We start from the raw sequence: 22,708 nt of genomic DNA on the forward strand, positions 1-22,708 counted from the left end.
TCTTGTTTAGTTCCTACCAAACTTGCTTATGGGTACTACCCTATTTTTGCTCACTTTATAAACAATACGTCTATAATGAGAGCTAAATGCCTTATAGTAGTACATTTTTAATTTTCTCCATTTGCTCAAAATCATCACAAATTGCTGATTTCAAAAGGATTCGACATGAAATCCTTTTTTGAAAACAAGGTACATTACTTGCTTCAGGAAGGATACCCATGCACACAGAACGACATCCTTACTCTCTCCCAAGCCTTGGACCCCAAGCGCAAGGCATGTACGACCCAGCAGATGATAAAGACTCTTGTGGGGTCGGTTTCATTGCCAATTACAAGGGCAAACGCTCCCGTGACATCATAGACAAAGGTATCCGCCTCATGTGCAATCTAGAGCACAGAGGTGCAGAAGGAGCAGACCCAAAGACTGGAGATGGTGCTGGGATCATGATCAATATCCCCGATGCCTTCTTTCGAAAAACACTGCCATTTAACCTTCCAAAAGAAGGCGACTATGCAGTTGGGTTTCTATTTTTGCCCCAAAACAAAGACACACGAGAGGCCATAGAAAACGTAATCGAGAAAATCATAGTCGATGAAGGTGAAGAATTCTTAGGCTTTCGAGATGTCCCTGTGAATAAAGAGTATGCGGGCGTTGTAGCATCAAAGACCATGCCTGTCTTCAAACAGGTGTTTATCGGAAAAAAATCAAAAAAGATCAAAACCTCTGATGAGTTTGAAAGAAAGCTTTTTCTGATCCGCCGTCTGATAGACAGAAGGATCCGAACAGAATATAAATTGGATAGATCGCAGTATTATGTACCAAGTTTTTCTTCTCGTACGATTGTATACAAAGGAATGTTATTGGGTGACCAGGTCAAAAAATTTTATGAAGACCTAAAATCCCCAGATCTAACTTCTGCATTTTGCCTCACCCACACTCGTTTCTCAACCAACACCTTCCCTACTTGGGATTTGGCGCACCCATATCGCCAAATCGCTCACAATGGGGAAATCAATACGCTCCGGGGCAATATGAACTGGATGGCCGCAAGGCAGATGGTCATGGAATCTCCGTTATATGGAGATGAGCTTAAGAGAATGTTGCCCATCGTCATGGAAGGACAATCGGATACAGCTACTTTCGATACAGTTTTAGAACTACTCGTGATGGGTGGAAGAAGTTTGCCACATGCGGTAATGATGATGATCCCAGAAGCATGGTCAAAGAACAAAGATATGGATCCTGACCGCAGAGCATTCTATGAATACCATGCGACGATTATGGAACCCTGGGACGGCCCAGCAGCCATTGCTTTTACAGATGGTAGAATCATCGGCGCAACTTTGGACAGAAATGGACTAAGACCTGCTCGTTATGTTGTGACCAAACAAGATGAAATCATCCTTTCTTCAGAAGCTGGTGTACTCAACCTACCTCCTTCTGAAGTTGTAAAACAGGATCGTTTGCGACCAGGCCGGATGTTACTCATCGATATGGAAAAAGGCCAAATCCTAGACGACGAAGAAATCAAAAAACAAATTTCTACTCAGAAACCATACCGTAAATGGGTGGAAGAAAAAATGATCCGTTTGGGTTCTTTGCCAGATCCAGATTTCGTAAAACAACCGCAACACGAAACCATCCTAGAAAGGCAAAGAGCCTTTGGCTACACCCATGAAGATGTTTTTACGATCATTAAACCTATGGCTGTCAATGGTGAAGAACCAGTCGGTTCCATGGGTGTTGATTCCGCTTTGGCTGTGCTTAGCGAAAAACCCCAACCCCTCTTCCGCTATTTTAAACAAAATTTTGCGCAGGTGACCAACCCTCCTATCGATCCCATCCGAGAAGAATTGGTGATGGAGCTGACTACCTATATCGGTCCAGAGGGAAATCTTTTAGATGAGACAGCCGAGCACGCGCATCGTTTAGAATTGGAACACCCAATTCTTACCAACGAAGATTTTGAAAAAATCAAACAGATTAGCGAGGGGCATTTCAAATCTAAGACCTTTGAAATTCTATTTGAACCGAACAAAAAGCACGATATGAGAAACTCTCTAGATCGTGTCTGCAAAGAAGCAGCAAAAGCAATCCGTGAAAATGGTGTGAACTTAATCATCCTCACAGACCATGGAGTTTCGGCCGAAAAAGCGGCCATACCTTCACTATTAGCTGTAGCAGGCTTACACCATTTTCTCATCAGAGAAGGATTAAGGACACGTGCTGGCATCGTCCTTGAATCAGGGGAACCCAGAGAAGTCGCTCACTTTGCGTTGTTATGTGGTTACGGAGCAAATGCTATCAACCCTTACCTGGCATTCGAAACGATTGCAGACTTAACTCAACAAGGTCTTATCCCTGAAATCAAAGAGTATAAGGATGCAAAGAAAAAGTACATTAAGTCCATTGGCAAAGGTCTTTTTAAAGTCTTCTCTAAGATGGGAATCTCTACTTTGCAATCGTATTGCGGGGCACAGATCTTTGAGGCGGTAGGACTCGATTCTGAACTAGTGAACTATTACTTTGCTGGTACCCAATCAAAGATTGAAGGTCTATCTCTCGAGATGTTGGAAGAGGAAACTGTTCGCCGCCATAAAAATGCATATGACCCAAGGTTTTATCCCAATAACCTGGAACCAGGCGGAGTCCATTATTTCCGAAAAAATGGAGATACTCACCTATACACACCAACAACCGTACACAAATTACAGCAAGCAGTGCAGACAGGGAATTACCAAACTTTCAAAGAGTTTGCCCAATTGATTGATAACCAACATGATCGATTGATTACACTCAGAAGTTTGTTCCAATTAGATTTTGAGGGTTCAAAGGAAATCCCTTTGGATGAGGTAGAGTCCGTAAAATCAATCTTGAAGCGATTCCAAACAGGAGCTATGAGCCATGGTTCAATCTCTTGGGAAGCCCATACCACACTTGCGATAGCGATGAATAGAATTGGCGCAAAGTCGAACACAGGCGAAGGTGGGGAAGACCCAATCCGTTTCAAAACCCTTCCGAATGGTGATTCTATGCGCTCTGCCATCAAACAGGTAGCCTCTGCTCGTTTTGGTGTTACCATGGAATACCTAACAAATGCTGATGACTTACAAATTAAAATGGCTCAAGGCGCAAAACCAGGAGAAGGTGGTCAGCTCCCAGGCCATAAGGTAGATGATTATATCGGAAGACTTAGATATTCCACTCCAGGTGTGACACTGATCTCTCCACCACCTCACCATGATATTTATTCCATTGAGGATTTGAAACAGTTGATCTTTGATCTAAAAAACTCAAACCCACGCGCAAGGGTTTCTGTAAAACTCGTTTCTGAATCAGGTGTAGGAACTGTGGCGGCGGGAGTAGCAAAAGCTCATGCTGACCATATTTTAATTGCAGGGCATGAAGGTGGAACGGGTGCAAGCCCTATCTCATCCATTCACCATGCTGGTACACCATGGGAGCTTGGTCTTTCGGAAACTCACCAAACTCTCGTTGCCAATGGGCTTCGGGACAGAGTGTACTTAGCAGTTGATGGAAAGCTCTTAACCGGTAAAGACGTTGTCGTTGGAGCATTACTAGGTGCGGAAGAGTTTGGATTCTCTACTTCTGCACTAGTTGCAGTAGGATGTATCATGATGCGTAAATGTCATTTGAATACATGCCCAGTCGGTGTTGCGACTCAGGATGAGTTCCTCAGAAGCAAGTTTACCGGTAAACCAGAGTACGTTGTGAACTTTATGACTTTCGTTGCAGAAGAAGTGAGAGAGATCATGGCAAAACTTGGTTTCCGAACATTTGAAGAGATGATAGGTCAGGTTGAAAAAATTAAGTTCAAACGTCCACACCACCACTGGAAAGCCAGAGGATTGGACTTTACGAAAGTTTTACATAGACCAAACCCAATCTTTCCGACAGGTCTATATCGAGCTAAAGAACAAAACCACCATTTAGATGAGCAGATTGACAATGAACTCATCCGAAAAGCAAGGGCGGCTATTGACCACCAACAAAAGTTAGAAATCAATGCTCCCATAGTGAATTTAAATCGTTCAGTGGGCACTATGCTCTCGCACGAAGTCACAAAGAAATATGGTTTGGAAGGATTAAAGGAAGATACCATAAAGATCAACTTTGAAGGTACAGCAGGCCAATCCTTTGGCGCCTTTATCACTCACGGCATGACCTTTAAGCTAGTTGGCGAGGGCAATGACTATGTTGGGAAAGGACTTTGTGGCGGAAAACTGATCTTTGAAACTCCAAAATCTGCTCCCTACCCTGCCGAAGAAAACATCATCATTGGAAACACCTGCTTCATTGGTGCAACCAGTGGCCATGCCTATATCAATGGCTTGGCGGGGGAAAGATTTTGTGTCAGAAATTCTGGCGCAGTGGTTGTTGTTGAAGGCACAGGCGACCATGGTTGTGAATACATGACAGGTGGACGTGCCGTTATCCTTGGCGATATCGGCAGAAATTTTGCGGCAGGTATGTCCGGAGGAATCGCTTACATTTGGGATCGGAAAGGTACAGCTAAGACAATGATCAACCAGGAAATGGTAGAATTAGAAAGCATAACAGATGTAACTGAGATTGCAGAAGTTAAATCTCTAATTGAAAATTTAAAGCTATACACTGGATCTAAAAGAGCCACTGAGATCCTTGCAAACTGGGACCAAGAGTTGCCAAAATTTATCAAAGTAATTCCAACAGATTACAAAAAAGCATTACTTAAGATGAAAAATGGAACAGATGCTTCCGCACAGAAAAAAGAGGGGGTTGGAGCACGTGGGTAAACCAACAGGATTTTTAGAGTTCAAAAAAGAGTACCTTCAAAAAATCGCACCTAACGAAAGGATCAAAAATTATAAAGAGTTTGAGAAGTCCTTTCCAGACGATACCGCCAAACAGCAAGGTGCACGCTGTATGGATTGTGGCATTCCCTTTTGCCATGGGGATACAGGTTGTCCGGTAGACAACCTCATCCCTGAATTCAATGATTTTGTTTTTAAGGGCAGATGGAAGGAAGCTTGGGAAAATCTTAGCAAAACAAATAACTTTCCTGAATTTACAGGCAGATTATGCCCTGCTCCTTGTGAGTCTGCCTGCACGTTAGGTATCATTGAACCGCCAGTTTCCATCAAAGCAATTGAAAGAACAATTGTTGATCGAGCCTGGGATGAAGGTTGGGTCATACCAGAACCCGCGTCAAAAAAGTCGGGTAAAAAAATTGCAGTGATTGGCTCTGGGCCAGCAGGCCTTGCTTGTGGACAACAATTGGCCAGGGCTGGACATAGTGTTACCATTTTCGAAAAGAATGATAGAATCGGTGGGCTCCTCCGCTATGGTATCCCCGATTTTAAAATGGAAAAACGCCATATTGACCGTCGCATGAAGCAAATGGAGGCAGAAGGAGTTATATTTAAAACCAATGTAAATGTTGGTAAAGATATCTCCACAAAACAGTTGCAAGCTGATTTTGATGCGATTGTTCTTGCCTGCGGTTCCGAAGTCCCTAGAGATCTCCCTCTACCTGGAAGAGAACTTAAAGGTGTTCACTTTGCCATGGAATTCCTTGGCAAAAATAACAAGTATGTTGCAGGCGACCAATTGGAAATCATCTCCGCAAAAGACAAACATGTCATTGTAATCGGTGGTGGCGATACTGGATCGGATTGTGTCGGAACTTCCAACCGACATGGAGCAAAGTCAATCACTCAAATTGAGTTGTTCCCAGAACCACCAAAAGAAAGAGATAGCTCAACGCCTTGGCCATTGTATCCCAAAATGTACAGAACGTCCACATCACACGAAGAAGGTGTAAATCGCAAATGGGCAATCTCTACTTTGGGTTTCAAAGGAAACGAAAAAGGTGAGTTGACCTCTATCTATGGCACAGAGGTAAAAGAGGAGAACGGAAAATTAGTCCCTGTCCCTGGAACTGAGTTCGAGTGGCCGGCCGACCTAGTTCTACTAGCCATGGGATTTGTGAACCCGATCCGCGATGGGCTTCTTGAAGATTTGATTCAGGAAGGGATGGAACTTGACCCAAGAGGGAATGTCAAAGCATCCTTTGGTACAAAGCCTGGTTCCTTTGCCACAAGTTTACCAAAGGTATACGCCTGCGGTGACGTGCGTAGAGGCCAGTCTCTTATCGTTTGGGCAATCTCGGAAGGTAGAAAGTGCGCCGAACAAGTGCACCAGTTTCTCACACAAGAGGTAGAAGTTTAAGATCTATCCATAGGGATGGAACACTTTTGACACACTTCCTCCGCAGAAGGGTATTTGTCCGAGGGAGTGTCACTGAGTCCATCCTTAACTTGAAAAAACTTCTTGCTTTGATTGTAAATTATGGAGACGATTGGAAAGGAAAGCCTGAAAATGGCAAATCCTACGATTGAATACGTAAGGTAATATTCTAACATAAGAGTTTAACTTTGAAATCTGTCCTAAGAACTCATATTCACACCCCCCTTTTGTTTGTATTGCTTCTTTCGGTACCAATGTTTGCCGAAAACGTCCTCCTCAAGCGAGGTGGTACTGTGAAAGGAAAGATCATTGAACAAGACCAGAACAAGCTAAAGATCCAGAAAGAAGATGGAACGGTTGCAACGATCTCCAAATCAGAAATATTAAAAGTTGTCTACAAAGAACATATCACTGCGGCCGAAGAAGAAAAGCTTAGAAAGGCTGAAGAAGAAAAAGCTAGACTTCAGCAAGAAAAAGAAAGACAGAAAGAAGAAGAGCGACAAAAGAAAGAACTCGCAGAAAAGGAAAAGGCCGATAAAGAAAACGCAGATAAAAAAGCAAAAGAAGATGCAGAAGCCAAGAAGAAGCGAGAGGCAGAAGAAAAACTTGCCCAAGAAAGCCGAAAGAACTTAACACGTGGTGGTGCTGTTTGGCGATCAGCGGTTTTGCCTGGTTGGGGTCAGTACCGCCAAGGTAGGAAGGTTGTCGCATTTGTGTATCCGACATTGATTGCCGTCGGACTTTTCTTTACCTACGAAGAAAATCGCTATTATTTAAATGCAAAGCGTGATTATAACAACCTAGACAATCCTTATACAGAGACTGGTTATATCCGTGCCATTTTGGGAGCTGGCCCTGTGGTCAGCGCTGTTCCGGCAGACCCGCTGTTTGCGTACACAGCGAACGAAATATCTCCTTTCAAAGGACAGAGAGAGTCCGTAGAAAAGCACTACCGCCAAATGCAATACATCGGGGGAGCCACTGCCCTACTCTATGCATGGAACGTATTGGACGCTTTCTTGTTCCATCCTAAACAATCTGTAGCTGACCTCCAAGTCCCAGAAGAAAAAGACAGGTTCTATGTTAAAACCACAATGGACCAATTGGATGCAGTGCCATTCTCTTCTTTCTTTGAACGTCGCTTCGAAACAAAAACAAACGTCGGTTACCAATTCGTCTTCTAACACCCCTTATCCGAATAGAATGAATATTGAATGATTCTAATATTCATTCTATTCGGTTCATGACAAAAATCAATACCAAACAGCCTATCTGAAATCCTGAAAATGTAGCACAGCTTTCGTCTGTTTTCTTAAACGGTAAGATTGTGAGTGAGAGATATAAAAATCATTCGCAGGAACTGTGACTTAGGAGTACGACATTGACTACAGAAAAACCTCAATATGACGATTTTATCGTGAAAGGGTTTATCATTTCAGCGTTGATCTGGGGCCTCGCATCTATGTTAATCGGTGTGATCATTGCCTTTCAATTGGTTTATCCACAGCTGAATTTTGAACTACCTTGGATTTCCTTTGGTAGATTACGCCCTCTTCATACCAATGCCGCCATCTTTGGCTTCGCTTTAAGTGTAATTTTTGCAACGGCATACCATACAGTACAAAGACTTTGTCGTATCCGTATGTGGAATGATAAACTTTCGATCGCCCATTTGGCATTGTATAATTTATCGATTGTCTTAGCAGCGATCACCTTGCCGCTAGGACTCTCCCAATCAAAGGAATATGCTGAACTTGAATGGCCAATCGATCTACTCATCGTTGTCTGGTATGTAATCTTTTTGGTAAATTATATGGCTACCATCTTCAAAAGAAAAGAAGAGCAGATGTATGTGGCGATTTGGTTCTACCTCGCTTCCTTCATCACAGTTCCTTTGTTGTTCATTGTGAATAACATAGTAATCCCTGCATCCTTCTTAAAATCATACTCGGTATATGCTGGATTATTCGATGCAAATATCCAATGGTGGTATGGTCACAACGCTGTTGCGTTTGTTTTAACCACTCCATTTTTAGGTTTGATGTATTACTATCTACCTAAGCATATCAAACAGCCGATTTATTCTCACAGACTTTCCATCATTCATTTCTGGTCTTTGATCTTCATCTACATTTGGGCAGGTCCTCACCACCTTCTTTACACACCACTCCCAGATTGGTTACAAACAGCCGGGATGGTATTTTCGATCATGCTCTGGATGCCGTCTTGGGGAGGTATGTTGAATGGATTCCTTACCCTTACACAAGCAAAGGATAAGATCAAAGTCGATGCTACGCTTAAGATGATGCTCGCTGCCGTCACTTTCTACGGTATGTCTACGTTCGAAGGACCCTTACTTTCCATTAGAGCTGTTTCAGCTCTTGGCCATGATACAGATTGGATCATTGGACACGTTCACTCGGGAACTCTTGGTTGGGTTGGTTTCATGTCAGCAGCAGCACTTTACTATTTAGTTCCTAGGATGTGGAATGCAAATCTGTATAGTGAGCGACTCGCTAACATCCATTTCTGGTTAGGAACACTTGGTATCCTACTCTATATCATCTCAATGTGGGTTTCTGGAATTACAGAAGGTACAATGTGGCGCACAGTAGGAGAAAATGGTGAGCTAATCTATAAAGATTGGATTGAGATCGTTGAATATTTAAAACCATATAGACTCTTCCGTGCTATTGGGGGAACACTATACCTTACTGGTATCATTCTTATGGTATATAATTTTATAAAGACAATTCAGTCGAAAGACAGTGGTTTTGTGGAACAAGATCTTAGAATTGGAGTGAGGGCATAATGTTAGGATTTAATAAACTATTAGATTGGTTTTCAAACATTGCAGACCATTGGGACACAAAAGGAGTAAAATTCACGGTTTACGCAACTATAGCGGTCTTGATTGGAGGATTATTTGAACTCATTCCTCCATTCTTCCTGACAAAAACTGTGACTCCGATCTCAACAGTGAAGCCATACAATGCACTAGAGTTAGCTGGAAGAGACGTGTATCAAAAAGAAGGCTGTATGAGCTGCCATACGCAAATGGTGCGACCTTTTAAATGGGAAGTAGACCGCTTTGACCCTACAAAAAAATTAGGTAGAGATGGGTATTCAAAAGGTGGAGAGTTTGTGTATGACCATCCATTTCTATGGGGTTCCAAACGAACAGGCCCAGATTTAGCTCATGAATCTTTGATGCTCAGATCTGATGAGTGGCATAAGAACCATTTACTAAACCCGAGAACTTTGGGTGGGGTTCCCAATTCAATTATGCCTGCTTATCCATGGCTGTTTGATGCGGATAATGTTGTGGATGCCGATGAAATCATCAGCCATATGAAGGCACTTGCGAAAGTAGGAGTTCCCTATACAGAAGCAGATTATCTAAAAGCTAATGAACTTCTGAAAGGCAAAACAGAAGGTGATGCTCTGGTTGCTTATTTACAAAAGTTAGGTCGAGACTCTGCAGAACTTCAGAATACAGTAAAGTAGGAAGATATGACAGAATCAGATATCCTAATAGTTTACAAAGGGTTACGATTGCCAGTACTCGTTCTGGCAATCGGATACATCATCTATTATGTGTACAAAGTACGAACCAAAGAGGAAGTCGAGCGCCCAGCACAAAGAATGCTCGAGGAGGATTAATTTATGAAACAACCTAAAGAAGTAGATGGCATTTACCAAGCTGATAACCCGATGCCAACTTGGTGGCAGTTGGTATGGTTGCTCACAATCATATTTTCTGTAGGCTATGTGGTTTACTTTCATTGGTTTTCGGATTGGCCGCAAGAAGTTGCCTATGCAAAAGAAGTGGCTGAGCATGAAGCAAAGTATCCTAACAAGCCAAAGTTAGTGGAAACAGCCGATGGATCGAATCCCTTCCGTGAGGATGCTGTGGCCATCAAAGAAGGAGAAGCTACATACAAACAAATCTGTGCAGCCTGTCATGGACCAAATGCAGAAGGCGCTGTCGGACCTAGTCTCGTAGACGCTGAATGGATACATGGAAACACAGATAAAGAAGTGTTTGCAAATGTAATGGGTGGAATTGGTCCAGAACGCCAAAAGTTAAATCGCGGCGGTATGCCAGCTTGGAATGGATTGGGTGCTGATAAGGTTTACTCTATCATGGCATGGTTGGCTACCAAAAATCAAACATTGGTCAAGGCAAAGTAAGATGATTATTTCGAGACCACAATCAGGTAAAATCAGAACAAGACGCAATTGGGTGATGGGATTTTTAGTCGCCCTCTTCTTCTCAGCTCCTTGGGTCATATTGCCTTCGGGTAGCCCATTGATTCGATTGGATATCCCAAATCGAATGTTTCATTTGTTTGGTGGTCTCTTTATTCCTCAGGAGGGCTTAATCCTATGGTTTTTTCTTTTGACTATGGGCTTATCTCTCTTTTTCTTTACTTCTGTCATTGGTCGTGTCTGGTGTGGATGGGCTTGCCCACAAACCATTTACACGGATTTTTTTGATCGAATTGGGAGGCTCATTCTGGATAGCAAATACGGAAAAAAGGATGCCCCCATTTTCAAAAAGTACATTGTGTACTCTATTTGGCTTTTGGTTTCCTTCGTTGCTTCATTTCATTGGATCGCCTACTTCGTCAGTCCATATGAAATGATAGGAGCGTATGCCAAAGGTTCCTTCGAAACATATTTTTATTTTACATTATTTTTTACTGGCGCAATGTTTATCGATATCGGTTTTATTCGCGAACAGTTCTGTAAATATGCATGCCCATATGCTAGATTCCAAACGCTTCTTATGGATGAGCATTCCTGGAATGTAACTTATGATTACAAACGTGGAGAGCCAAGGAGAGATAAAAAAACACAAATTGGCGATTGTATCGCTTGCAATATGTGTGTTGTGGTTTGTCCTACCGGAATCGATATCCGTGAAGGATTACAAGTTGGCTGTGTTGCTTGCGGTAAGTGTGTCGATGCCTGCACTAGTATCATGGCGAAAGAAAATAAAAAAACTTTGATCGGTTATTTTTCTCTAAGTCAAATTGAAACAAGAGGTCCAATCAAGTGGATCCGACCTAGAACAGTTATCTATGCCATTTTATTGAGTATCGTATTGGTGGGTGCCTCTTATAAACTCATCACTAGACTGCCCTTTTCTATGATTGCGGCAAATAACAAATCTATGCCTCCGGTTCTTTTAACAGACAATAGGCTAAGAGCATTTGTATCTCTTAGAATTCAGAACATTGACCCCAATGAACAAGAATATAAGATTGAAGCATTGGATATTCGTCACAACAAAAAAATCCAAATACTCTCTGGTGAGGGGACTACCTTCACATTAAGATCAGGAGAGCTCAAGAGCTTTTCTGTCGTCTTAGAAACAGATGTATTAACAGCCTCTGAAATCTCTGAATCATTCATTCCAGGTTTAATTCGGCTAAGCAATGCACATGACCCAAGCCTCAAACTGGAAAAAGCCTTATCATTAAAAATACCAGGTACTTAATATGTTCAAAAATCTCGACCCCTCTTTACGAAAAGCTATGTATGTGGTACTCGCTGCCTTTTTATGTTTGGTGGGAGCCACCTTTTATACGATCCGACTTACCTACCAACAATATGAACCTGTTATGGATAAGGATTACTATGAAATTGGATTGAACTATGAAAAAACAATCCGTGACCAAAAAGAGTTAATGTCTGCTGGCTATAGACTTGATTTAAATTGGGGAGCAAATGCAGACATTCTACCCAAGGAAAATTTGATCCTCCAAGTCTCTCTCTTACAGAATGAATCAAAGGTTCCTAGTGAAGAGGTAAAGTTAATATTAGAAAGAAATGCAACTGTTTCCAAAACACTACGATTGGTTTTAAATGAAAAGGAAACAGGAGTGTTCTCAGCGAAACTTCCTGATTTGGATCCAGGGACTTGGAATACGAGAGTCATAGCAAAAATCGAAAACCGTTACTTTGAAAAACAGGGCCAGATCATTGTCCGATAGGCAAAATAGATGCAAACTAAATTAAGTGTTTCTAGCCTGGAACTTTGTTCCCATTGTGGGAATCCGATTGAACTTGTTCGGATCCAATCAAAAATTGATGGCCTAGATAAATACTTTTGCTGCGAAGGGTGTGAGACGGTTTACTCGCTCGTTCATTCAATCTCCGCTGACAATTATTATAAACTCCGAGGATCCCAAACTGTTGAAAGAGTAAGCCGCGAGGAGCATGAAGACTTTGATATTGATTCTTTTGATTCGCCTGCTGTTTTTGAAAAATACGTAACCCTTCAAAATGGAATCGCTGAAGTATATATAAGAATCACCAATATACACTGTGCCGCCTGTGTTTGGTTAAACGAAAAGGTTCTCTCCGAAGCCAAAGGTGTTCTGTCTGCCAAAATCAACTTTGCTTCAGGCAGAGCAAAAGTAAGCTTCGAGCCAAGTACAATCAAACTATCATCTATCATCCGATTGATCCGAAACATAGGTTATAAGGCCCAACTCTATGCCCCGGGACAAAAAACACAGACCCAGAAAAAAAGCTTACAAACTCTCTTTATGCGTATTGGCATTGCTGGCTTCGCATTTGGCAACATGATGATCTTGAGTGTTGCTCTTTATAGTGGTTACTTTTCAGGAATAGATACAAATTTTAAGAGATTATTTCACTATGCCTCTTGGTTTTTTGCAACGCCCGCCTATCTATACTCTGGCTATCCTTTTATGAGAGGTTTTTTCCAAAGTATAAAACAAAAAACTCTAACTATGGATTTTCTTCTTTTTTTGGGGATCTCACTCGCCTACTTTTATTCTGTCTTTGTTACTTTAACAGATAGAGGCGAAGTGTATTTTGACTCAGTTGCGATGATCTATTTCTTTATTTTAATCGGTAAGTACTTTGAGGAAAAGGCAAGGTTTAAAGCTTCCGAAGAAATAGAATCACTGCTCTGTAAATTACCAGAGTCAGCAATTTTGGTTGTGGAAGGTGTCGAAACTCAGGTAGAATCAAACCGCATCAAACAAAATGATCGAATTAAGATTCTACCAGGTATGCGAGTACCTGTGGATGGAATCATCGAAACCAATCTGGTACTCGTTGACGAATCATTTCTAACGGGCGAATCCAAACCAATCGAAAAACAAAAAGGTGACAAATTGCTCGCAGGTTCTCTTGCCTTGGATTTTCCCATTGAGTTGATTGCAAGTTCTGATTACCATGCCTCTACCCTTTCCAATTTGAAGGTCCGCTTGGAGGAGGCACTCCTGACAAAACCTAAAATCCAAGTCCTCACCGAAAAAATTGCATCTTATTTTATAAGTATCGTTTTTATCATTGCGCTGCTCACCTGTGCCGTCTGGCTCATTCGAACAAATTTTGACATTGAAAGAGCTTTGGTATATACTATCTCGGTCTTAATCGTTGCTTGTCCTTGTGCTCTTGGAATTTCTGTGCCTACAGCTTTGGTTATGAACCATATCGTAAATTCCGAACATGGTGTACTTTTAAAAAATCCTAGTGTGATAGAGCCCCTTTCTCAGATTGACATTATTTTTTTGGATAAAACAGGGACATTGACAGAAGGAAAATTCCAAGTTAAAAGCAATACCATATCCGATCTATATTTACCTGTTGTGTATCATCTCGAACGAGAACTGAACCATCCCTTGGCTAAATCCATCGTACGGTATTTAAAACCGCTGGTAGAGTCATCTCCGTCAACATCTCAGATCGAAAAAAAATCTTTCCAAGCAATACCTGGGCAAGGAATCAAAGCAATCGTTAGCCTTGGGGCTGAGGATTGGATTGTTCTACTTGGCAACCATAGACTGATGGATATCAACGAAATCCCTTGGCCTCGAGAAAGCACCGAAGAAGGCACCTCTGTTCATTTAGCCATAAACGGGATCTACAAAGGACAGATGAGTTTATCTGATTCCATTCGACCTGGTGCGCAAAATTTAGTAACTTCATTGCAGAGCCGTATCAGCCAAATCGTTCTATTATCGGGTGATGGAGATTCAGCCGTTGCTGCCACTGCCGAGGAACTACAAATCAACGATTTCGAGTCAAACCAAAGCCCAGACGACAAATGGAAAAAGATAGAATCGGCAAAGAATCAGCACAAAATCGTAGCTATGGTTGGGGACGGGATTAATGATAGTCTTTCTCTCGCGGCAGCAGATGTCTCAATCTCACATACAGAAGCAGAAGACCTATCCTTAGAAAAATCTGACGTCGTCTTGACCTCCGGAAATCTAAATGGAATCACATTTGCTATCGAATCTGCAGCTCTAACAAGAAGGGTAATTAAACAGAATATTATAATTTCTTTATGTTACAATTCCATCATGTTACCTCTTGCCGTTTTTGGTTTTATGCTGCCAGTTCTATGCTCAGTATTTATGGCAAGTTCCTCATTGACTGTTATCTTAAATTCTCTTTCCATCAGATATCGGAGGAACTAAAATGGAGGCACTGTACCTTACCATCCCTATAGCGACCGTGATTGCTTTTTTCTTTTTGTGGCTATTTGTTACCGCGATTAAAAAAGGACAATTTGAAGATATCGAAGCACCAAAGTACCGAATCTTTTTTGAGGATGATCTTCCATCTGATAGGGAAAAGGGTCAAAAATGAATCCCGAATCTCTAGGATTGTTGGGCTCGGCTTTTCTCTTTGGCCTCACGAGTAGCGTGCACTGCGTTGCTATGTGTGGTCCGATTGTGAGTCTCTTACAAAAGTCTGCACCCAAGAATCAGGTTTTTTTTCTACATCAATCTGGGAGATTGTTTTCCTATCTCCTGATGGGTATATTCCTTGCTTCTCTCGGGAAGGGTGCCAACTCCTTTGGTAGCTTGGTTGAAATCCAAAACATTGCAGGAATACTCTCAATTTTGATGATTATAATGCTTGGATTTCAATACCTTGTCAGAGGGAAGAGTATCAATGCATTTAGTAGGATCTATGCATTTTTACAAAATCGACTTAGGAATGATAAACATTCCATTCATTGGGATCGTTTTCTATTGGGTTCTTTGAGTGCCTTTCTGCCTTGTGGTATCTTATATCCAGCCTATGCCATGTCCTTTGCTACGGGCGAAATTTCAATGGGCCTTATGGTGATGCTTTCTTTTTTTATTGGCACAGTACCGGCACTCTTTGGTTTTTCCTTGGGATTTCGCACTTTTGCTTCGGTTTTAGGGCCAAGGTATGTGCGGTATCTAGGAGTTGTGATGGTCGTAGTGGCCTTGGGATTTTCCTCGTATCGATTGATGCACCCGACCCATTCCGAGTCTTGTGCACATCCCCACTCGGACTGACTCATTCGTTTACATCGGAAAAAAGTATCGAGACCGAATCATACTCTTCCACTAAGTAAGCAAGCTGGTTTGAAAACTCATCATTGTTTATATTCAATCCCATTGCAGAAAAAAGACCGAGCAAAGCAAATAAACATGCAGCCGCCACCAAACGAGTGTTTCTTCTTTCTCTTTGGAATCGTTTTTCTGTTTTTTGTTTGATACGAAGATCAAAGGTCTGATCTTGTAACAATTCTTCCCATTTTCGTTTTTTAGGTTTCATGTTTCAATTCTCCTATGAGATTTTTGCGAATCCATTCTTTGGCTCGGAACAATCTTGATTTTACAGTTCCTTGTTTCATTGCCAAGTCATTTGCAATTTCTTCCATCGACTTTCCTGCAAGATATAGCTTTAAGGGCAATTTGTATGGCTCAGGCACTGTTCTCAAAAGCTTCTCCATTTGAAATGAGTTGATAAGGTCTTCGGATTCCTCTCTCTGCAATGTTTGGAACTGATCGGAGTCCAAGTATTTTTTTGCCTTTTCCTCTTCTTTGATTCGTTTTGCGTTCACACGCTTAGATTCATTTTTGGCTATTTGGTAGATCCAAGTTGAAAGTTTAGAATCACCTCGAAATTGGCCTTTTTGTAAGGACTTATACACACGGAAGTAGACTTCTTGGACAATGTCTTCTGTGGAATCATCAAAACGATCGATGAGGGTTTCACCGATCGTTTTGAGTACCAACAACTTTGTTTCAGACACCAAGGATTCAAAATTGTTATGGCTTTGCATATTCTTTGAAGAAATCTACTTACTCTTCAGGTTTAAATCGTTTCGCGAATTTTTCAATCAAATCACCAAGTTCTTGTCTTTGTTCAGGTCGAAGGACGGCATGAAACTCAATCATTTTTGCCTGAAAGAATTTTCTCATTTCTGTATGCCTTTTGTCTTGTTCTGTACTAAGTTTATCAAGAACCTTTGTATCAATGGTATCCTTACGAATTTGGCTGACCACTTCTTTCACCCAATTTTCCTTTTGAGGATCCAGTTCTTTATGCTTAGCAATCAACTCTGTTTTGATACTTTCCAATTTGGTTTTTTGGGCATCGTCCAGATCTAATTTTGAGGTTAGTTTATCTGCTACCCAATTGATCCTTTTTTCGAAACTATAGTGGCCTCTGCAATTTGCGAGCACGGTCAGCGACACTATTGTCATGAGAGCAAACAAACTAATTTTCTTGAATTTTGAAGATTGTAACACGATTCTTCTCCTGTTTTGCCTATGAGACCCAAGAAGAAGAGAAAAGTTCCCAGATCAAAAAAAATTAGGGATGTTCGGTGAAAGTGTATTTCGATTGGATATGAGTCAAAATCCTCGCTTTGGATTCTCTCTTTTCAATCATAAACTCTAAATTTGGATCTTGGATATCAAACAAGACACTTGAAAGAATGGCTTCCTTGGCAGTAGCCGTTAACTGACCTTGCAAAAGAAATCCTGTATAGTGATAGTTGATGTTGGAAGCTGATTGAGCAGCTTCACTCGTTTCCCAAACATTCCCGCTGATTTCTTTTGTTTGAAAGTTCACTTTTACAATGCCCAATCTCGCAGAGTAATATTCCAAAAATAACAAGGCCTCATCTTTAAAATGGAAATCCAAAGCGGAATGAATTCTACTCAATTCTCCTACACTGCGAACCACCACGCGATTGGGACCTTTTGTATAGTACTCCAGTTTCAACAGCCTATCCTACCAATGTTGTTTTTTTAAGATAATTCCTGTAAGTTGCCTCACGAATCAAGTAATCTGCGCAATCGAAACGAGAAATATTCTCCGCTCTTACATCCGTCAGATCTTCCAAAACTCTATAAACTCCCGTGAGTGGTCCATTTGTCAGAAATCCGGGACGGCAGATACTCCAATCCAGTGCCGATTTTTTTACAAGGTTCTCCTGCCTATCCTTATCTTTATATAAGGCTCTTAACAAGAAGGGTCTCGTAAAATAGGCATAAAAAAAACTACCATGACCTTTGCTATCGCCAGCGCCGATTCCCGTGACTACTAGGAGATAGGCCTTTGGATTCCAGCCTAACATTGCATCTATGATATTTTTTGTGGCTTGGGAAAAAAAGGAACAATGCGAAAATTGGATGGGAAGGCCTAAAGTCACAATAATTGTATTTGCTCCCACAATGGTATTCTTTACTGCCTCGGGATCCAAGGCAGAACCTAAATGTGCTGTGAGCGTTGGCAAAAGAGGGATGGGCAAAGGACTCCTCGACAGGGTTTTGACCTTCCAGCCTCTTTCGAGCGCCAAACTGGTGGTAGCTAGGCCGATTCCCTTGGAAGCGCCAATGACAGCGATGGTCTTTGTATTCATAGATCAAATTGTTCGTTAATACCCTTTCCATTTCAATTCAAATCTGATCATGGTTCTTAGAAGAGACTTGTTTTCTGAGAGGGCCTACTAGAATAGCGGTGAACATGAAAGATTTAGAAACGAAATTTCAAGCGATGAGAAAGTCCATAAATACGACCGAAGAAGCATTTCGGCTCTATGATGCCCTCCCCGTTGTCCAAATCGAAGAAATGATGGGCATGTGGAAAGGCTCTGGATTTCCCACTGGGCATACAATGGATGGGGCCCTTGAAACTTTTAACTGGTATGGTAAAGAGTTTGAGGATGCAGACCATGTTCACCCTTTGGTATTCCGCTCCTTGTTTGGTACTCTCTTCAAGGTAAATCCAGCTTTAATGCCTGTTCGGTTAGCGACTCTCATTCCATCAAAACCTTTTGGATTCTTAAAGTACATCTTTCTGCCTCTACGTTTCTTTTTCCAAGCTTGGTCCTCCAAAGCCAGAGTGCGTTTAACAGAGTTTCGGGGGAAGGTGACGGCAACTATGGTGTATGACCAACTTCCCATACATGACGTATTTCGCCGGGTCAATGACAAAACTTTACTCGGCTGTATGGACTATAAAGGAATGGGTCAGTTTTTCTTCTTTGTTCTGGAGAAAGTAGAGCCCTAAGTTCCTTTCCAAATGAGACATATTTTTTTCTCAAGGATGTCCACTTTTGGCCGATGAGAATATTATATGGACTTTTCCCAAATACCTTCTTCCTTCGCGCCACTTTTGGGCAGAGTCCGCGAACTGGAAGTATTGACTTCCCAGCCAAAGTCGTGGGTAAGCTTCCCAGAATTGATTGAAAAGAACTTAAAACCAGATGTTCCCAAGGAAAATAGGGAGGCCACTGTCTCCCCTACGCAAGTTTTGCCGGCACAAGCACCAAAATCAGAAACAAACCTAAGCAGCATCATACACGAGAAAGCAGAGGAAAAAGGATTGGATCCTAACTTGGTGAAAGCCATCATCCAAACAGAATCTGGGTTCCAACCAAAGGCTGTGTCTCCCAAGGGAGCTCTTGGTCTTATGCAATTGATGCCGAAAACTGCAGAAATGTTAGGTGTGGATGATCCTTTAGATCCAAGCGCAAACATTGAAGGTGGAACGACATACTTTCGGGATATGTTGCAAAAGTTTGGAGACATTGACAAAGCTCTAGCCGCATACAACGCGGGACCAGGTGCGGTCAAAAAGTACGGAGGAGTCCCACCCTACTCAGAAACGCAAACTTACATCGAAAAGGTAAAATCTAATTATAAGAAGTTTTCGAGGGAACTGTAAACTCAAAAGAAAGATAGATAGCCAAATTTTGCCTGAAGACTTTTCGTATAACGACCATAAGAGGAGCCCTCAGGAATCGATTCCCAAGCATCTGAGATCTTCTTGTTGATAAAATCAAGACTAGAAATCGACTTTATCCTTTGAGATAAGGTCATTTGCACCAAGGCCGTATCCTCTCCTAAAGGAACCAAACCAGAAACACGTGTATTACGTTTGCCAAACAATGTTTTCTGGATCAAGGCGACATCTTGGGTCCAAATCCCTTTCACATAAATAAAAATCTTTGGATTTTCATCCCTTGTCTGTAGGTAGTTGGTCTTTGTTTTTGTAGAGAAATAAAGGGAATATGCAAACTCTTTAGGCAGATAGATAGGATCGGATTTTAAAATGGCGGCTTGGCCAAAGGCCTTGGTAATTGCATTTGTCTGAGCGTCCCATGGTTCGATGGCTGACCGAGTTAAATCTCTATAGATAAAAAAGATGGAAAGCGCCACGAGAAATACTGCGACTACAGATGCGGTGTATGTATTTAATTCTTTCTCCGTTTTGAGAAGAATATGAGCAATGCCTATGAGTAGCATAGGTGCGATTACAAGTTTGGTGATAGAAAGCCAATCTTGAAATAAAAAACGACTAGATTGTTTTCCAAAAAAATCAAAATAAGAAAAACAGAATATTGTAATACCAAGAGAAAACAAATAAGTTAACAAGAAGATAAACGGAACATTTCTCTTTTTGAAGAATACCGAAGTCTTTTGAGCTTGTTTCCTAGCCCCTCGGATCCCAGAAAAGAGAACAAAAAAAGTAAATGCAAGAAGAAACATCTTTAAACTAGAAAGGAACGCAAACAAAATGAAGCTAGGGAAAACAAGCAGATCCCCCATCTTTTCTAAGCGGAAAGTTAAAAAGACTAGCAAGATAAAATCTAAAGCTACTAGCTCAGGGAAATATTCAGTCGGGAATGAATAAGAAAAAGGAAGGAAAGCAGCAAGATAGAGAGCAAGGTAGTGGTTTCTTCCCCATAAATTTCTTCGGAGCAACAACAGAAACAAATGTAAAAACAAGCTATAAAAAAAACCAGCTAACGATAAAAATGCGGGAGCATAGTTTAGGCCTAGTAATTTCTTCCAGGTGAGCAAAAGAACGAATGGAAGCGGCTCTCTTGCCGAAAGAAAGCCTCCCTCCTCGGTCAAAGAACGTAAATTTGCCAAAAATTCCCATTCAGTCTCAGATAAAGGGAAAGGCCTAAACCAAGAAAAAAGAGTAAAAGCCAACGAGAGTACCAAGATGCTCAAAAAGAAAGAAGGATATGAAATGGGCTTTGGTTCTCGCATGGGCAAAAGCTAGATTTTAAACTAGTCCTTTGATAAATTTTAGGTGAAATTATTCCAGAATAATTTCGATTATACATAGAATTTCATAAAAAGAGGCGCCCCATGTCTACGGAGAAAAAAGATTATCTCCTATACGATGAAAAAGGTCAGGTTTCCCCTGACAAACCATGGATATTTAGAACGTATGCTGGGCATACGAATGCAAAGGCCTCCAATGAGCTGTATCGCAAAAACCTAGCGAAAGGCCAAACAGGACTCTCCATTGCCTTTGATCTACCCACACAGTGTGGTTATAGTTCCGACCATGCAGTTTCCCGGCCAGAGATCGGCAAAGTAGGAGTTCCGATCAATTCACTCGAAGACTTTCGCATACTCTTTGACCAAATCCCCATCGAAGAAATGAACACTTCGATGACCATCAATGGAACCTCTATGTGGCTCTTATCGCTCTATGTAGCACTGGCACAGGAAAGAGGTGTGCCATTAGAAAAATTGAATGGAACCACACAAAATGACCTTATCAAAGAGTACCTAGCCCGAGGAACCTATATCTTCCCTCCCGCTCATTCCATGAAGATCATAGTGGATATGTATGAGTATTGCCTCCACAATATACCGAAATGGAACCCATCCAACATTTGTTCCTATCATTTACAGGAAGCCGGAGCTACCCCTGTCCAAGAATTATCCTTCGCTCTTGCAACTGCGATTGCTGTCTTGGATGCCATCAAAGAAAGAAACTGCTTTACGGAAGCTGAATTTGAGCAGTGCGTAGGAAGGATTTCCTTCTTTGTCAATGCAGGGATTCGGTTTGTAGAAGAGATGTGTAAAATGCGTGCCTTCTCTGAACTTTGGGAAGAAATCACAAAAGAAAGATACGGCGTCAAGAACGCAAAATACAGAGTGTTCAGATATGGTGTGCAAGTAAACTCGCTCGGTCTCACAGAAGAACAGCCGGAGAACAATGCTTGGAGAATTTTAATTGAGTCTTTGGGAGTCACCCTCTCCAGAAAGGCAAGGTGCCGTGCCTTACAATTACCAGCTTGGAATGAAGCACTTTCATTGCCTAGACCTTGGGACCAACAATGGTCACTTCGATTGCAACAAGTATTAGCATATGAGACAGATTTATTAGAGTATCCTGATCTTTTCGATGGTTCAAAAGTTGTAGAAGCCAAAGTAAAAGCTCTTAAAGATGAGGCTAACAAAGAAATCAATAAGATCCTCGAAATGGGCGGAGCCTTGAATGCAATTGAAAATGGCTACATGAAATCCCAACTTGTTAAGTCACAAACAGAAAGACTTTCGAAAATCAACTCTAATGAGCTGATTATCGTTGGTAAGAATAAGTGGACCGATGGTATCAAATCACCTTTGATGACTGACGCTGACGGTGGTATTTTCAAAGTTGATCCGAAGTCAGCAGAACAAACTTTAGGTGTTCTTTCCGATGTAAAATCACGAAGGGACAACACAAAAGCAACTGAAGCCCTCGCAAAACTAAAGCAAGCTGCTAAAGATGGCAAAAACTTAATGGATTATTCTATTGAATGCGCAAAAGCCCTTGTTACAACAGGAGAATGGGCGGATGCACTCAGAGAAGTTTACGGAGAGTACAACCCACCAACAGGAGTGGAGGGACAAAAACTTTTCCTCACAGAAGACAAAGTAGCTACTGTAAGAGAAAAAGTTGAATCCTTCATCAAAAAATCTGGCCACAGACCTAAAATGGTAGTTGGTAAGCCTGGGCTCGATGGTCACTCAAATGGTGCAGAGATGATTGCAGTATCTGCCAAACATAGTGGCTTTGATGTAATCTATTCGGGCATACGATTATCTCCCGAAGATATCGTACAATCTGCTGTAGAAGAAAATGCAGATGTCATTGGTTTGTCCATACTTTCAGGCTCACACAAAGAAATCGTAAAACAATTGTTTGATGAGCTAGATCATTACAAGGCAAAGGATAAAATTCCAGTAGTGATTGGCGGTATCATTCCTGAGTCTGATTTTGAAGAGTTAAAAGCAATGGGAATCAAGGAAATATTCACTCCCAAAGATTATGATTTGATGTCGATCATGAACAAAGTTGTGGATATCATTTCTAAGGAACCTATCCCCGCTTAGAGCCTTTA

The 22,708-nt window shown here is 41.5% G+C and carries 21 protein-coding genes; 15 read left to right on the forward strand and 6 right to left on the reverse strand.

The annotated features are described in order from the left end of the window. Window positions 1-218 precede the first annotated feature (218 nt). The 12 genes from gltB to DI060_RS17385 all read left to right on the forward strand — a co-directional run bounded on the left by gltB (window position 219) and on the right by DI060_RS17385 (window position 15,572). Complete coding sequence (gltB, locus tag DI060_RS17330; protein ID WP_108978260.1) at window positions 219-4,796, forward strand: glutamate synthase large subunit; 4,578 nt, start codon at window positions 219-221, stop codon at window positions 4,794-4,796. After that, on the forward strand, window positions 4,789-6,231 hold the full coding sequence (locus DI060_RS17335; RefSeq protein ID WP_108978261.1) for a glutamate synthase subunit beta: 1,443 nt from the start codon (window positions 4,789-4,791) through the stop codon (window positions 6,229-6,231). Before gltB ends, DI060_RS17335 begins: the two co-directional genes overlap by 8 nt. 206 nt (window positions 6,232-6,437) lie before the next feature. Further along, on the forward strand, window positions 6,438-7,433 hold the full coding sequence (locus DI060_RS17340) for an LA_0442/LA_0875 N-terminal domain-containing protein (RefSeq protein ID WP_244594487.1): 996 nt from the start codon (window positions 6,438-6,440) through the stop codon (window positions 7,431-7,433). A 197-nt stretch (window positions 7,434-7,630) separates the two neighbouring features. Further along, window positions 7,631-9,061 (forward strand): cytochrome-c oxidase, cbb3-type subunit I, encoded by a 1,431-nt coding sequence (gene ccoN, locus DI060_RS17345; RefSeq protein ID WP_108978262.1) that lies wholly within the window; start codon window positions 7,631-7,633, stop codon window positions 9,059-9,061. After that, window positions 9,061-9,756, forward strand: coding sequence for a cbb3-type cytochrome c oxidase subunit II (locus DI060_RS17350; protein WP_108978263.1), 696 nt, complete (start codon window positions 9,061-9,063; stop codon window positions 9,754-9,756). Before ccoN ends, DI060_RS17350 begins: the two co-directional genes overlap by 1 nt. A 6-nt stretch (window positions 9,757-9,762) precedes the next feature. Beyond that, window positions 9,763-9,912, forward strand: coding sequence for a CcoQ/FixQ family Cbb3-type cytochrome c oxidase assembly chaperone (locus tag DI060_RS17355; protein ID WP_108978264.1), 150 nt, complete (start codon window positions 9,763-9,765; stop codon window positions 9,910-9,912). A 3-nt stretch (window positions 9,913-9,915) separates the two neighbouring features. Then, complete coding sequence (locus DI060_RS17360) at window positions 9,916-10,443, forward strand: c-type cytochrome (protein WP_108978265.1); 528 nt, start codon at window positions 9,916-9,918, stop codon at window positions 10,441-10,443. Between the two features lies 1 nt (window position 10,444). Next, a complete protein-coding gene (gene ccoG, locus DI060_RS17365; RefSeq protein ID WP_108978266.1) occupies window positions 10,445-11,755 on the forward strand; it encodes a cytochrome c oxidase accessory protein CcoG in 1,311 nt (436 codons plus the stop codon). A gap of 1 nt (window position 11,756) precedes the next feature. Further along, window positions 11,757-12,251 (forward strand): FixH family protein, encoded by a 495-nt coding sequence (locus DI060_RS17370; RefSeq protein WP_108978267.1) that lies wholly within the window; start codon window positions 11,757-11,759, stop codon window positions 12,249-12,251. Between the two features lie 9 nt (window positions 12,252-12,260). Beyond that, window positions 12,261-14,717, forward strand: a complete 2,457-nt coding sequence (locus tag DI060_RS17375; protein ID WP_108978268.1) for a heavy metal translocating P-type ATPase — start codon at window positions 12,261-12,263, stop codon at window positions 14,715-14,717. A gap of 1 nt (window position 14,718) precedes the next feature. Further along, window positions 14,719-14,889, forward strand: coding sequence for a cbb3-type cytochrome oxidase assembly protein CcoS (gene ccoS / locus DI060_RS17380; RefSeq protein WP_108978269.1), 171 nt, complete (start codon window positions 14,719-14,721; stop codon window positions 14,887-14,889). Continuing rightward, window positions 14,886-15,572: a sulfite exporter TauE/SafE family protein gene (locus DI060_RS17385; RefSeq protein WP_108978270.1), complete on the forward strand. Its 687-nt coding sequence runs from the start codon at window positions 14,886-14,888 to the stop codon at window positions 15,570-15,572. Before ccoS ends, DI060_RS17385 begins: the two co-directional genes overlap by 4 nt. A 1-nt stretch (window position 15,573) precedes the next feature. On the opposite strand, the gene DI060_RS17390 is transcribed toward DI060_RS17385, so the two are convergent. From DI060_RS17390 to DI060_RS17410, 5 genes are all read right to left on the reverse strand, one after another. Then, window positions 15,574-15,834 (reverse strand): hypothetical protein, encoded by a 261-nt coding sequence (locus DI060_RS17390; protein WP_108978271.1) that lies wholly within the window; start codon window positions 15,832-15,834, stop codon window positions 15,574-15,576. Further along, on the reverse strand, window positions 15,824-16,345 hold the full coding sequence (locus DI060_RS17395) for an RNA polymerase sigma factor (RefSeq protein ID WP_108978272.1): 522 nt from the start codon (window positions 16,343-16,345) through the stop codon (window positions 15,824-15,826). Before DI060_RS17395 ends, DI060_RS17390 begins: the two co-directional genes overlap by 11 nt. Before the next feature lie 19 nt (window positions 16,346-16,364). Beyond that, window positions 16,365-16,814: a Spy/CpxP family protein refolding chaperone gene (locus DI060_RS17400; protein ID WP_244594488.1), complete on the reverse strand. Its 450-nt coding sequence runs from the start codon at window positions 16,812-16,814 to the stop codon at window positions 16,365-16,367. Between the two features lie 64 nt (window positions 16,815-16,878). After that, window positions 16,879-17,292: a hypothetical protein gene (locus tag DI060_RS17405; protein ID WP_108978273.1), complete on the reverse strand. Its 414-nt coding sequence runs from the start codon at window positions 17,290-17,292 to the stop codon at window positions 16,879-16,881. Between the two features lie 4 nt (window positions 17,293-17,296). Then, window positions 17,297-17,932, reverse strand: coding sequence for an NAD(P)-dependent oxidoreductase (locus tag DI060_RS17410; protein WP_108978274.1), 636 nt, complete (start codon window positions 17,930-17,932; stop codon window positions 17,297-17,299). A gap of 104 nt (window positions 17,933-18,036) precedes the next feature. On the opposite strand from DI060_RS17410, the gene DI060_RS17415 reads away from it, so the two are divergent. Continuing rightward, entirely contained in the window at window positions 18,037-18,582 is a 546-nt protein-coding gene (locus DI060_RS17415; protein WP_108978275.1) for a DUF4334 domain-containing protein, read from the forward strand. Window positions 18,583-18,648: 66 nt separating this feature from the next. Beyond that, entirely contained in the window at window positions 18,649-19,239 is a 591-nt protein-coding gene (locus DI060_RS17420) for a lytic transglycosylase domain-containing protein (protein ID WP_108978276.1), read from the forward strand. A 2-nt stretch (window positions 19,240-19,241) separates the two neighbouring features. Here the strand turns inward: DI060_RS17420 and DI060_RS17425 are convergent, their stop codons facing one another. Then, on the reverse strand, window positions 19,242-20,450 hold the full coding sequence (locus tag DI060_RS17425) for an LTA synthase family protein (RefSeq protein ID WP_244594489.1): 1,209 nt from the start codon (window positions 20,448-20,450) through the stop codon (window positions 19,242-19,244). 225 nt (window positions 20,451-20,675) lie between these two features. Here DI060_RS17425 and DI060_RS17430 point away from each other — a divergent pair, with 225 nt between their 5' ends. Then, on the forward strand, window positions 20,676-22,700 hold the full coding sequence (locus tag DI060_RS17430) for a protein meaA (protein WP_108978278.1): 2,025 nt from the start codon (window positions 20,676-20,678) through the stop codon (window positions 22,698-22,700). The last annotated feature ends 8 nt before the right edge of the window (window positions 22,701-22,708 follow it).

It is taken from the genome of Leptospira ryugenii (assembly GCF_003114855.1).
In the GTDB taxonomy this organism is placed as follows: Bacteria; Spirochaetota; Leptospiria; order Leptospirales; family Leptospiraceae; genus Leptospira_A; species Leptospira_A ryugenii.

Coding starts and splice junctions, on each gene's coding strand:
- gltB (WP_108978260.1), top strand. CDS start 219: ATGCACACAGAACGACATCCTTACTCTCTCCCAAGCCTTGGACCCCAA.
- DI060_RS17350 (WP_108978263.1), top strand. CDS start 9,061: ATGTTAGGATTTAATAAACTATTAGATTGGTTTTCAAACATTGCAGAC.
- DI060_RS17355 (WP_108978264.1), top strand. CDS start 9,763: ATGACAGAATCAGATATCCTAATAGTTTACAAAGGGTTACGATTGCCA.
- DI060_RS17360 (WP_108978265.1), top strand. CDS start 9,916: ATGAAACAACCTAAAGAAGTAGATGGCATTTACCAAGCTGATAACCCG.
- ccoG (WP_108978266.1), top strand. CDS start 10,445: ATGATTATTTCGAGACCACAATCAGGTAAAATCAGAACAAGACGCAAT.
- DI060_RS17370 (WP_108978267.1), top strand. CDS start 11,757: ATGTTCAAAAATCTCGACCCCTCTTTACGAAAAGCTATGTATGTGGTA.
- DI060_RS17375 (WP_108978268.1), top strand. CDS start 12,261: ATGCAAACTAAATTAAGTGTTTCTAGCCTGGAACTTTGTTCCCATTGT.
- ccoS (WP_108978269.1), top strand. CDS start 14,719: ATGGAGGCACTGTACCTTACCATCCCTATAGCGACCGTGATTGCTTTT.
- DI060_RS17385 (WP_108978270.1), top strand. CDS start 14,886: ATGAATCCCGAATCTCTAGGATTGTTGGGCTCGGCTTTTCTCTTTGGC.
- DI060_RS17390 (WP_108978271.1), bottom strand. CDS start 15,834: ATGAAACCTAAAAAACGAAAATGGGAAGAATTGTTACAAGATCAGACC.
- DI060_RS17395 (WP_108978272.1), bottom strand. CDS start 16,345: ATGCAAAGCCATAACAATTTTGAATCCTTGGTGTCTGAAACAAAGTTG.
- DI060_RS17410 (WP_108978274.1), bottom strand. CDS start 17,932: ATGAATACAAAGACCATCGCTGTCATTGGCGCTTCCAAGGGAATCGGC.
- DI060_RS17415 (WP_108978275.1), top strand. CDS start 18,037: ATGAAAGATTTAGAAACGAAATTTCAAGCGATGAGAAAGTCCATAAAT.
- DI060_RS17420 (WP_108978276.1), top strand. CDS start 18,649: ATGGACTTTTCCCAAATACCTTCTTCCTTCGCGCCACTTTTGGGCAGA.
- DI060_RS17430 (WP_108978278.1), top strand. CDS start 20,676: ATGTCTACGGAGAAAAAAGATTATCTCCTATACGATGAAAAAGGTCAG.